General features: G+C 31.3%; 10 protein-coding genes. 8 read left to right on the top strand and 2 right to left on the bottom strand.

Features of this window, described 5'->3' with window-relative positions:
- Nucleotides 1-6: 6 nt before the first annotated feature.
- Nucleotides 7-2,220, top strand: coding sequence for a M1 family metallopeptidase (locus J3359_RS01225; protein WP_208078941.1), 2,214 nt, complete (start codon nucleotides 7-9; stop codon nucleotides 2,218-2,220).
- An 82-nt stretch (nucleotides 2,221-2,302) separates the two neighbouring features.
- Here J3359_RS01225 and J3359_RS01220 read toward each other — a convergent pair whose 3' ends face one another.
- Nucleotides 2,303-2,713, bottom strand: coding sequence for a 6-pyruvoyl trahydropterin synthase family protein (locus J3359_RS01220; protein ID WP_208078940.1), 411 nt, complete (start codon nucleotides 2,711-2,713; stop codon nucleotides 2,303-2,305).
- Nucleotides 2,706-3,224: an isopentenyl-diphosphate Delta-isomerase gene (gene idi / locus J3359_RS01215; protein ID WP_208078939.1), complete on the bottom strand. Its 519-nt coding sequence runs from the start codon at nucleotides 3,222-3,224 to the stop codon at nucleotides 2,706-2,708. The genes J3359_RS01220 and idi overlap by 8 nt, the downstream gene beginning before the upstream one ends.
- A gap of 120 nt (nucleotides 3,225-3,344) precedes the next feature.
- On the opposite strand from idi, the gene J3359_RS01210 reads away from it, so the two are divergent.
- From J3359_RS01210 to J3359_RS01180, 7 genes are all read left to right on the top strand, one after another.
- Complete coding sequence (locus J3359_RS01210; RefSeq protein WP_208078938.1) at nucleotides 3,345-4,046, top strand: peptidylprolyl isomerase; 702 nt, start codon at nucleotides 3,345-3,347, stop codon at nucleotides 4,044-4,046.
- Nucleotides 4,047-4,489: 443 nt separating this feature from the next.
- Nucleotides 4,490-6,082: a peptide chain release factor 3 gene (locus J3359_RS01205; RefSeq protein ID WP_208078937.1), complete on the top strand. Its 1,593-nt coding sequence runs from the start codon at nucleotides 4,490-4,492 to the stop codon at nucleotides 6,080-6,082.
- A 5-nt stretch (nucleotides 6,083-6,087) separates the two neighbouring features.
- Nucleotides 6,088-7,641 carry a hypothetical protein gene (locus J3359_RS01200; protein ID WP_208078936.1) on the top strand — a complete coding sequence of 518 codons (1,554 nt, stop codon included), beginning with the start codon at nucleotides 6,088-6,090 and terminating at the stop codon, nucleotides 7,639-7,641.
- Nucleotides 7,642-7,759: 118 nt separating this feature from the next.
- Nucleotides 7,760-8,692 carry a peptidylprolyl isomerase gene (locus tag J3359_RS01195; protein ID WP_208078935.1) on the top strand — a complete coding sequence of 311 codons (933 nt, stop codon included), beginning with the start codon at nucleotides 7,760-7,762 and terminating at the stop codon, nucleotides 8,690-8,692.
- A 79-nt stretch (nucleotides 8,693-8,771) separates the two neighbouring features.
- Nucleotides 8,772-9,536: a TIGR02757 family protein gene (locus J3359_RS01190; RefSeq protein ID WP_208078934.1), complete on the top strand. Its 765-nt coding sequence runs from the start codon at nucleotides 8,772-8,774 to the stop codon at nucleotides 9,534-9,536.
- Nucleotides 9,537-9,770: 234 nt separating this feature from the next.
- Nucleotides 9,771-11,711, top strand: coding sequence for a BatA domain-containing protein (locus J3359_RS01185; RefSeq protein WP_208078933.1), 1,941 nt, complete (start codon nucleotides 9,771-9,773; stop codon nucleotides 11,709-11,711).
- A complete protein-coding gene (locus J3359_RS01180; RefSeq protein ID WP_208078932.1) occupies nucleotides 11,708-12,967 on the top strand; it encodes a dihydroorotase in 1,260 nt (419 codons plus the stop codon). The genes J3359_RS01185 and J3359_RS01180 overlap by 4 nt, the downstream gene beginning before the upstream one ends.

Genomic DNA, 12,967 nt, shown 5'->3' with positions numbered 1-12,967 from the left:
TTAAATATGAAAAAACTATCATTATTCGTATTTTCTCTTTTCTTTATCAGTTTTTCTGCAATTGCGCAAGAGACTAAAAAGGACGAGAAGAAAACTCAACAAGGACACACAGATCAAAACAAATTCAGACAAATGAAAGATGTTTTGGCAACTCCAAACGACCAACATGCAGCTTCTGGAGCCCCTGGACACCAGTACACACAACAAAAAGTAGATTATAAAATGGACATTCGTTTAGACGAAAGTGCTAACAAAATCTATGGTGATGAGCACATTACTTATCACAACAATTCTAAAGATGCTTTAGAATATTTATGGGTTCAATTAGACCAAAATATGAGAGCAGACGACTCTAAAACTCCTTTAGCGAAATCTACAGGAGCTTCTCCATTTATTACTCCAGACAATTTCAAGCAAACGTATATGAATTCCAAAAAAGGTTTTGGTTATAATATCGAACTTGTAGAATCGAATGGAAGACCTTTATCTCATACCATTAACAGAACAATGATGAGAATTAACTTGTCAAAACCTTTGCAATCTGGAGAAAAATTCGAATTCAGAATTAAATGGAACTATAAAATTAACGACATTAATAAAGATGGTGGACGCTCTGGTTTAGAATCTTTCCCTGATGGAAATAATAATTACACAATTGCACAGTTTTTTCCAAGGTTGGCAGTTTATAATAATGTAGAAGGATGGCAAAATATGCAATTTTGGGGACGTAGTGAATTCGCTTTAGAGTTTGGAGATTACGAAGTTAACTTAACGGTTCCTGCAGATCATATTGTAGAAGCTACTGGCTCTTTACAAAACGAAAAAGAAGTGTTATCTAAAAAACAAAGAAAACGTTACAATAAAGCTAGAAAATCTTTCGACAAACCTGTTATTATTGTTACACAATCTGAAGCTGAAAAAAATGAAAAAGGAAGATCTACCAAAACTAAAACTTGGAAATTTAAAGCCAATAAAGTTAGAGATTTCGCATTCGCAACTTCAAGAAAGTATATCTGGGATGCAATGGCTGTAAACATTAATGGTAAAACGGTTATGGCAACTTCATTATATCCAAAAGAAGGAAACCCTTTATGGGAAGAGCACTCTACAAGAGTTGTTGCAACCACATTAAAAGAATACTCTAAACTAACTTTCGATTATCCATATCCTAAAGCCGTTTCTGTACATTCCGAAAGACAAGGAATGGAGTACCCAATGATTTGTTTCAACTTTGGTCGTCCAAATCCAGATGGAACCTATTCAGACAGAACTAAAAAAGGAATGATTGGAGTAATTGTACACGAAGTTGGGCACAATTTCTTTCCAATGATTGTAAATTCCGATGAAAGACAATGGACTTGGATGGACGAAGGTTTAAACTCTTTCGTAGAAATTTTAGCAGAAGATGTGTATGATGCAGAATTATTTGCAACAAATCCAACAAAAAACATTACAAGATATATGGGGGGAGATCAATCTAACCTTTCTCCTATTATGTCTCAAGGAGATTATGTAAAACAATTCGGACCAAATGCATATTCTAAACCAGCAGCTGGATTGTATATGCTAAGAAAAACAATAATGGGTCCAGAATTATTTGATTATGCATTTAGAACGTATGCGCAAAGATGGATGTTTAAACACCCAACTCCAGCAGATTTCTTTAGATCTATGGAAGATGCTTCTGGTATGGATTTAGACTGGTTTTGGAGAGGTTGGTTTTACACAACAGACGTAACTGATATTGGAATTAAAAAGGTAAAACCCTTATATTTAACGGATAAACAAGGAGAAAGAATTAAAAACATCATCGCTTCAAACCCAAGAGCTAAAGACTATTTCGATGGCTTAGGAGATTTAGTTTACATTACTGATAAAAAAGAAGATGCAAGACCAGATGCTATGAATAAATATGTAGATGGTCAAGCAGTACCTTCTTATATTTATTCAGTAGAATTCGAAAAACCAGGAGGTTTAGTAATGCCTATTATCGTTGAATTAACCTATGCAGATGGAAGTAAAAAAAGAGAAACTTTCCCAGCTCAAATTTGGATGAAAAATGATCATAAAGTAACAAGAGTTTTTGCTTCCACGCAAGAAATTAAAAGTATTGTTGTAGATCCAGATTTCGAAACTGCAGATGTAGATACTTCAAATAACAACTGGCCTAAGAAAGAAGGTGACAAGTTTGACGAAATGAAACAAAAAAGTAAGAATTAATAATTCTCTCTTTTAAATAAAGTAAAAGCCTCCATTTGTAATATACAAATGGAGGCTTTTTTTTATATCTAATTTTAAAAAATTAACCTGAATAAGTTACAAAATTACGTGGTGTTTCATATAACGTAATTTCTAACTCTAAATCTTTAGGCAACAATTTTCTTAATTTATTATAAATAACAACAGAAATATTCTCTGCAGTTGGGTTTAAGTCTCTAAATTCTGGAACTTCTACATTTAAGTTTTTATGATCGAAAGCATCCTCAATTTCCAATTTTATATATTCTTTTAACATCCCTAAATCAAACACATAACCTGTTCTCTTATCAATCTCACCCGTTAAAGAAACAATTAATTCGTAATTATGCCCATGAAAATTAGGATTGCTACATTTATTAAAAATTTTAAAGTTTTTTTCGTCACTCCAATCTTTTCTATACAATCTATGTGCCGCATTAAAATGTGCTTTTCTATGGACAGTAACTCTAGGCATTTGTTAGTTTTTCATAAGATTTATCAAAAATTATTTTAAACCATTCTGTGTAAATTTCAGGATTATCTATCATATCCTTTTTTACAGCATCTAAAGTCATCCATTTATAATCTTCAACTTCCTCTTTGTTTATATTTGGAGCATCTTCAAACTTTCCAACCATTACATGGTCTAATTCGTGTTCTGTTAATCCATTATCAAAAGGCGCTTTGTAAATAAAAGAAAAAACTTCTTTTAAATCTGTGGTAAAACCCATTTCTTCTTGCAACCTTCTTTTTCCTGCTTCTAAATTACTTTCTCCATCTCTTTGGTGAGAGCAACAGGTATTAGTCCATAATAATGGTGAATGATATTTAGATGCTGCTCTTTGTTGCAACATTAATTCTCCTTTTTCATTAAAAACAAATACAGAAAACGCTCTATGCAACAACGCTTTTTCGTGTGCTTCAATTTTTTCCATCAAACCAATTTGTTGGTCGTTTGTATCTACTAAAATTACTTGTTCTTTCATATTCTACAAAAATAAGGAACGAAGTTACAATAATCCATAAAAAATAAATAAAAACAATCAAATTTTTCTATTCTTTTATTTTGATGATTTATCTTTGAGATATTAAAAGTAATACTTTTTATGAAAATTTTTGTCAAACTTTTTTTAGGCATTTTCTTACTTTCTCTTTATCAATGTAAAGAAGGAAAAAAAGTTGAGAAAAAAACGGAAAAACTTTCAACAAATAAGAAAAAAACAAAAAAAACTTTAGAAAAAAAAGTTGAAAAACGTTGGGACAGCTTAAATAAAGATAATGTAGAAGCTTTTTTTACAGAATATGGTAAACAACATAAAGAAAACAAGGTAATTATAAAAACTAAATTCGGCAATATTAAACTGAAGTTATATAACGATGTTCCTATCCATAGAGCCAATTTTATTTTTCTAACAAAATTAAAATATTTTAATACCACCGAAATCTACAGAGTTGCTAAAAACTTTGTAATTCAAGGAGGCAATTCCGACGAAACCTATACAAGAAAACAAAGAAGATTGTATGGAAATTATCGACTAAAACCAGAGTTTAAAAGCCATCGAAAACATAAATATGGTGCATTAGCAGCTGCAAGAGACTGGGAAGACAATCCTAATAAATTATCCAATCCTTTTGAATTTTATATAGTACAAAATAGAAATGGAGCACATCATTTAAACAACGAACATACCGTTTTTGGTGAAGTAATTTCTGGTTTCAATACTATGGATAAAATTTCTAGAGTAAAAGTGGGGGTTGATGAATGGCCTGAGGAAGATATTAAAATGACGATTGAGATTTTGGAGTGAGATTAATTATTAAACAGAGATTTTTTTTGACACAGATTTCACAGATTTTCACGAATTAGTTTTAGGAATTTGTAAAATTTGTATTTTTTATAAATACATGACAAAAATTAGTTACTGCGCAATAATAATTTCAATATTTTATTTTTAAATACTTTAGTAAACCTCACAGGTTTTAAAAACCTGTGAGGTCTTTACAGAGAGATTATAACGTGTTTTTATTTGATAAAAAGTGTTTTTTGTCATCTACAAAAATATTTTTTATTTAAAATTTGAATAAAAACTCTTTGAAACTCAGTCTTACTCTGCGAATCTCTGCGTAATAATCTGTGAAATCCGTGAAATCTGTGTCTTAATCTTTTCTATAAAATCGTCCTTCTTATCCTACCAATTTCATTATAAAAATTATAGAATAAAACCTATCTTTGCACCTCTAAAATTTGTAGATGAGTTTTTTAAAAGAAATAGCACGTAGAAGAACATTTGGTATCATTTCGCACCCAGATGCAGGAAAAACTACACTAACAGAAAAATTATTACTTTTTGGTGGTGCCATACAAGAAGCTGGAGCTGTAAAAAACAACAAAATAAAAAAAGGAGCCACTTCCGATTTTATGGAAATTGAGCGTCAGCGTGGTATTTCTGTAGCAACTTCTGTTTTAGCTTTTATTTACAAAGACAAGAAAATAAACATTTTAGATACTCCTGGGCACAAAGATTTTGCAGAAGATACTTTTAGAACCTTAACAGCTGTAGATAGCGTTATTGTAGTGATTGATGTTGCAAAAGGTGTGGAACCACAAACAGAAAAATTGGTAGAAGTATGCAGAATGCGAAGCATACCTATGTTGGTTTTTATCAATAAATTAGATAGAGAAGGTAAAGATGCTTTCGATTTATTAGATGAAGTGGAGCAAAAATTAGGCTTGCGAGTAACTCCAATGAGTTTCCCAATTGGAATGGGGTACGATTTTAAAGGAATCTATAATATTTGGGAAAAAAAATTAAACTTATTTGCTGGAGATAAAAAGCAAACGGTTTCTGAAGGTGTTGAATTCGACGATCTTTCGAACCCAGAATTAGACAAAGCCGTTGGTAAAAAAGCAGCAGATACTTTGCGCGAAGAATTGGAATTGATAGATGAAGTATATCCACCTTTCAATCAAGAGGAATATTTAAAAGGAGAACTACAGCCTGTATTTTTTGGATCTGCATTAAATAATTTTGGAGTTAAAGAATTGTTAGATGCATTTATAGAAATAGCTCCTTCGCCACAACCAAAAAAGGCAGAAGAGCGTTTGGTAGATTCAAAAGAGAAAAAAATGACTGGTTTTGTGTTTAAAATCCATGCAAATATGGATCCTAAACACAGAGACAGGTTAGCATTTATAAAAGTAGTTTCTGGCACCTTTAAAAGAAATTCGCCTTATTTACACGTTCGAAATGGCAAGAAAGTAAAATTTTCGAGCCCGAATGCGTTTTTCGCCGAGAAAAAAGAAATTGTAGACGAATCTTTCCCTGGAGATATTGTGGGAATACATGATACAGGAAACTTTAAAATTGGAGATACATTAACCGAAGGCGAAGCATTAAACTTTAGGGGAATTCCAAGTTTTTCTCCAGAACATTTTCGTTACGTTAACAATGCAGATCCAATGAAATCTAAGCAATTGTACAAAGGTTTAGACCAATTAATGGACGAAGGTGTTGCACAATTATTCATTTTAGAAATGAATGGACGAAGAATCGTTGGTACAGTTGGTGCACTTCAATTTGAAGTAATTCAATATCGATTAGAACACGAATATGGTGCAAAATGTACCTACGAAAATTTAAGTGTACATAAGGCTTGTTGGGTAGAACCTACAGATCCAAAAAACGAAGAATTTAAAGATTTTAAGCGAGTAAAACAACGTTATTTAGCCAAGGATAAAGAAGGGCAGTTAGTCTTTTTAGCAGATTCTGCTTTTACAATGCAAATGACGCAAAGTAAATATCCAAGCGTAAAATTGCATACTACAAGTGAATTTAAAAAATAAAACCGATGAAAAAAGTAATTCTATTAATTATAACAATCATTAGTTTCCAAGCTTTTTCTCAAACTAATGGGTCTTTTTCTTCATTAAAAGTAAAAGAATTAAACAATAAAATAAGATTAAACTATATTTTAATAGAACAACCAACTGAGCAAGTAAGCTATGGTTTGGAACCCAAAATGGGCTTTTTCGGTTTAAACTATTTAATTCCGTTAAACGATTGGCTTTATACAGGAGCTGGATTTCATGGAGCTTTAACTGGAGATCAAGGAGGTTTATTTACTTTAGGTGTAACTTTAGGAGTAAACACACCAATTTATAAAAACTTATATTTTGATGCAAATGTCCATTTTGGAGGAGGAGGAGGCTATCGCTCTTTAGTAAATGGTGGTGGTATTATTTACCCAAATATTGGATTACAGTATAAGAAAAACGATTTTTCTTTTGGTGTACAATATGGTTATATGAATTTCTTCACAGGAATACAGAAAGATAGTAATATTTCTTTCTTTGTAGAAATTCCAACAACCTTAAGAGTTGCTTCTTACGAAGATGCTAATAAATCGTTTACAGTAAATAACAATAGCAAACCCGCTGTTAAAAGTGTGCAACAAATTACCTTCGATTACTTCTTTCCAAGAGGAAACTCTAGAACAGATGCAAGTACAACTCCTAAATACAAACCAATTGACCATACTTTATCTGTCTTAGGTTTTGAATATCAACGATATTTAACCCCCACAACTTTTATTTATGCGCATGTAGATGCTATGTATGGTGGTTTAACTGCTGGTTTTATGGACGTATTCTTTGGAGCAGGAAAAAATCTAAGATTAACAAATAGAATTAATCTTTTTGGAAAACTGGGTATTGGAGCTGCTGGTGGAAGAATTTTTCCTGAAGGTGGTTTAACTGCATATCCAAATGTAGGCGCAGATATTAGAATTACAGATAGATTTGGTTTAAGTGGTCATGCAGGATATCATAAATCTATTGGAGGAATTGCTAGTTTTGAAGCTTATACAGCAGGTTTTAGTATTAAGTATTATGGTTTAAGTGGTGGAACAAAAGACCCTTTTACTGGAGAAGCTGTAAGAGAAATTAAAACGCAAGGATTGCGAGTTAGCGCAGAAAACCAAACGTATTTTGATGTTGCCAAATTCGGAATTCCTGCAAGTGATTTGCAACTAATAGCTTTAAAAGTTCAATACGATTTAAATAAAAGGTTTTACATTGCTGGTGAAGCTTCTTTTGCATACAAAGGAAAATCTGGAGGTTACGCACATGGTATCTTCGGTTTAGGTATAAAAAGTAATAAATTTTTAAACAATAATTTTTCTTTATTTGCAGAAGCTGCTGCAGGTGTTGCTGGTGGAGGAAGAGTAGATTCTGGTGAAGGTGTACTAATAAGACCAACTGTAGGAATTAATTACCACGCAAATAACGATTTATCTTTTCATATTTCTGGCGGACAAATGTGGTCGCCCTTTGGAAATGTAAATTCATCGAACATAAACATTGGATTAACTTATGGTTTCTCCATTTTAAATGCAAAAAAATAATTTATTCTGAAACAAATTTCAGAAACATCATAAATGTCAGTTCGAGCGCAGTCGAGAACTAATACAAAAGACCTCTCGACTGCGCTCGAGGAGACAAAAACGATTAAAATTAAGTAATATGAATAACGGAATATACGCAAAATTCACAACAGCAAAAGGTGATATTTTAGTACAATTGGAACACGAAAAAACGCCTGGAACAGTTGGTAACTTTGTTGCTTTGGCAGAAGGAAATTTAGAAAACTCAGTAAAAGATCAGGGAACTCCTTATTATAATGGATTAAAATTCCATAGAGTAATTCCAGATTTTATGATTCAAGGTGGTTGCCCATTAGGAACAGGAACTGGAAACCCAGGTTATAAGTTCGACGATGAGTTTCATCCTGATTTAAAACACGATGCTCCAGGGAAATTAGCCATGGCAAATTCTGGACCTGCAACCAATGGTTCTCAATTTTACATCACCCACGTTCCTACTCCATGGTTAGATGGTAAACACACTGTTTTTGGTTCTGTAATTGAAGGACAAGATGTTGTAGACGCAGTTGCACAAGGAGATGAATTATCTGCCGTAGAAATTATTAGAGTTGGTGCAGATGCAGAAGCTTTTAATGCAGTTGAAGCATTTAGAACTTTCGAAGGCGCAAGAGAAAAAAGAGAGGCAGAAGCAAAAGCAAAACAAAAGGAATTATTAGATTCTGTTGCTGCTGGTTATGATGAAACTAAAAGCGGATTGCGTTATCAAATTTTGCAGAAAGGAGATGGAAAACAAGCCACAAAAGGCGCTGGTGTTTCTGTACATTATAAAGGACAATTATTAGACGGAACAGTTTTCGATTCTTCTTACAAAAGAAAACAACCAATCGATTTTAACGTTGGTGTTGGTCAGGTAATTTCTGGTTGGGACGAAGGTATTCAGTTATTACAAGTGGGTGACAAAGCTCGTTTTGTAATTCCTTCTCATTTGGCTTATGGTTCTGCAGGTGCTGGAGGTGTAATTCCACCAGATGCAACACTTATTTTTGATGTTGAATTGATGGACGTAAAGTAAAATAAATTCAAATTGTAATACAACCTCATAGTTTCCATAAATTATGAGGTTTTTTTATTCATATTCTCAAATAAAAAAGATGAAAAAATTGGAATTGAAAGAATTTTTAGACGAAAAGGTTATGCTATACAACAATCCTAAGTTTATAGAGTCAGACCCTATTCAAATTCCACATCGTTTTTCTTTAAAAGAAGACATTGAAATTGCTGGTTTTTTAACCGCAATTATTTCATGGGGAAACAGAACCATGATTATTAAAAATGCTTCGAAAATGATGGAATTATTAGACAATTCTCCTTATGATTTTATCATCAACCATCAAAAAAAAGATTTAGAAGGTATCAATAACTTTGTCCATAGAACTTTTAATTATATAGATTTTCAACAATTTGTAAAATCATTAAAATACATTTATTCAAATTATGGTGGTTTAGAAGAAGCACTTTCTATAAAAGATAATTCGAATACGTACCAAACTGCAATCCATCAATTTAAACAACATTTTTTTAAGGTTGAACACCAGCAAAGAACTCAAAAACACATTTCGGATCCTTTAAAAAATTCTGCAGCAAAACGTATAAATATGTTTTTACGATGGATGGTTAGAAATGATAAAGCTGGCGTAGATTTCGGAATTTGGGAAACACACAAATCTGCAAATTTATCATGCCCTTTAGACGTACATTCTGGAAACGTAGCTCGAAAATTAAAACTACTTCCAAGAAAACAAAACGATTGGAAAGCTGTTGCTGTATTAGACAAAAACTTAAGAAAATTAGATGTAAACGACCCTGTAAAATACGATTTTGCTCTTTTTGGCTTGGGCGTTTTCGAAAAATTTTAAAAAACTCATTCAAATTCCTTAAAGGAGAGAATTTTCTGCCTTTCGAATCCTTGTAAATTCCTAATCAAAATCCTCCTAAAAATCTGTAAAATCTTTGTACTTTAGTTTTCCTTATAATAATTGTTGCAAGTAAGCCATACCTTATTTAAAGATTTATAAGATATTTTTTTACCATTAATTTACAAAATCTATTCTATAAATTTCCCTATTTTTGAAATTACATAAACACTAATAATGCAATTTAAAAACCCTGAAGTTTTATATTTTTTTGCACTACTAATTATACCAATTTTAGTGCATCTTTTTCAATTACAAAAGTTTGTAAAAATACCTTTTACGAATGTTGCTTTTTTGCAAAAAATACAACAACAAACACGTAAGAGTTCTCGTATAAAAAAATGGTTGATTTTAGCATCTCGACTGTTATTATTTTCTGCGATACTTTTAGCTTTTTCTCAACCTTATTTTAGTGATAAAAATATCGACAAAAAGCAACATACATTTATTTATTTAGACAATTCTTTAAGTACAAATACGAAAGGAGAAAAAGGAAATTTATTGAAAATTGCTGCACAAGAAATTATAAAAAGTTCTAACGAAAAAGGTATATATTCGCTGCAGACAAATACCAACTTTTATAAAGATATTTCTAAAAATGAATTGAAAAACATACTACTAAAAGTAGAAAACACTTCAAAAAAATTAGATTTATCGACAGTTTTTCTAAAAATAGACCAACAAAACAAAAATAAAACAAATACTTTATATAAAAGTATTTTAATTTCTGATTTTCAAGACACTTACGAAAGTAAGTTTACAAATGTAACACCCTCTTTTTCTGCTATTAAATTAGAATCTTCACAAAAAAGTAATCTTTCTATCGATAGTGTTTTTGTTAGCAATGCAAACACAACCAACTTTATCATAAATGCAGTTATAAAAAATCAAGGAGAAGCAAAAAACAACACTCCTATTGCTATTTTTAACAACGAAAATTTAGTAAGCAAGCAATCTTTTAGTATAGGTAAAGATACTTCGAAAACGATTCAATTTACAATCCAAAATCAGGATACATTTTTAGGAAAAATACAAATAACTTTTAGCGATACTTTTAAATTTGATAACACTTATTTTTTCAGTATTAATAAACGTAAAAAAGCGAGTGTTTTGGCGATTGGAAATAAGGCAGATTTCTTGTCTAAAATTTATACGGAAGACGAATTTAATTTCACGAATTCTACTATCCAAAATGTAAATTATAACGCCATTCCAAAACAGCAATTAATCATCTTAAATAGTTTAGAAAATATTCCAGAAATTTTAGCACAAAGTCTATTCGATTTTTCTAAAAACGGAGGAAGCTTGGTAATTATTCCGAATGAAAAATCGGAGGTAAATTCTTACAATTCATTTTTCAACAAACTGCAAATTGGCAAGTTTCAAAATAAAATAATCGATACTCTAAAAATTACTTCCATCAATTATAATCATCCTTTGTTTAAGAATGTTTTTTCCAAAAAGGTAAATAATTTTCAATATCCATCAGTTTATAGCCTCTACCCTATTTCTTCAAAAAATAGCAATACAATTATTTCGTTTGAAAATAACACGCCTTTTATCAATGAATTAAAAAATAACATTTATTATGTTTCTAGTTCTCTGGCAAAAACGAATAGTAACTTTTTAAATTCGCCTTTAATTGTGCCTGTTTTTTACAATTTCGGACAATTAAGTTTTCAATTTCCACAATTATCTTACAGAGTTGATGCAGAAAATAAAATAGGCATTGAAACTCAATTAGGAAAGGACGAAATTTTAACGATTGCAAACAATAAAAACTCCTTTATTCCTTTGCAACAAACTTTTCAGAATAACATAGTAATAACAACGAAAGAGCAACCTTTAGAAGCTGGAATTTATAAAATTTTAAAACAAAAAGACACCTTACAAAACGTTGCTTTTAATTTCCCTAAAGAAGAAAGTTCCTTACAATATTTAGACTTAAATACACTTGCCCAAAATAACAAAAACATAGAGATTTCCTCCTCAATTCCAGCAACTTTTAATGCTTTAAACAAAAAAAATGAAGTTCAATGGCTTTGGAAATGGTTTTTAGCGTTGGCAATTGTATCTTTGTTATTAGAAATTTTGATTTTAAAATTCTATAAACCATGATTACGCTTCTAAAATCGGCTAAAATTATAGATGCTTCTAGCCCATTTCATCTACAAACGAAAGATATTTTAATTAGTGATGGAATTATCAAAAAAATAGCTGATTCCATTCCTAATAAAAAAGACTATCAACTTGTAGAAAAAAAGAATTTACACGTTTCTTGTGGCTGGTTCGATACGAGTGTTTCTTTTGGAGAACCAGGTTACGAAGAAAGAGAAACCATTAAAAATGGGTTGCAAGTTGCCGCAAAAAGTGGTTTTACTACAGTTGCTGTAAATGCAAATTCGAACCCAATTGTAGATAACAAATCTGCTGTTGAATTTTTAATAAACAAAGCAAACGGATCTGCCACAAAACTATATCCAATTCCTTCTTTAACACAAGGAAGTAAAGGAATTGAAATGGCAGAGTTGTATGATATGCAACAATCTGGAGCTATTGCTTTCGGAGATTACAAAAAACCTATTGAGAACGATAACTTAATGAAAATATCATTATTATACGCCCAAAATTTTGATGGTTTGGTACTTAGTTTCCCAAAAAATAATACCATTGCTGGTGCAGGAATCGCACACGAAGGTATTAATAGTACTAAATTAGGTTTAAAAGGAAGTCCTGCTTTGGCAGAACACATTCAAATTGCGAGAGATTTATTTTTATTAGAATATACTGGAGGAAAATTACACATTCCTACAATTTCTTCAGCAAAGTCAGTAGAATTAATCAAGGACGCAAAAAAGAAAGGTTTGCAGGTTACTTGTAGTGTTTCTGCACATCATTTGGTTTTAACTGATAATGAATTGCATGAATTTGATAGTAATTTTAAAACAAACCCACCTTTAAGAACAAGTTCAGATACAAAAGCTTTACAAAAAGGCGTGAATTCTGGTGTAATTGACATGATTACTTCCGACCACAATCCTATGGATATCGAACATAAAAAAGTGGAATTTAGCGAAGCAAAAGATGGTGTTATTGGTCTAGAAACTGCTTTTGGCGCTGTAAATTCAGTGTTAGGGTTGGAAAATTTCATTGAAAAAATCACTACAAATCCAAGAAGAATTTTTGGATTAGAAACCACTTCCATCTCCGAAGGTAAAATAGCAGATATTTCTCTTTTTAATCCAGATGAAAAATACACGTTCACAAAAGGAAATATTTTATCAACCTCAAAAAACAGTCCTTTTATCAATAAAAAACTGACTGGAAAAGTGTACGGAATTTTCGCAAATAATCAATTGATTTTAAATTCTTAA

The organism is Polaribacter cellanae, assembly GCF_017569185.1.
Taxonomy (GTDB): Bacteria; Bacteroidota; Bacteroidia; order Flavobacteriales; family Flavobacteriaceae; genus Polaribacter; species Polaribacter cellanae.
Note: the sequence above shows the minus strand (reverse complement) of the source record. Positions and strands in the feature narration are given on the sequence as shown.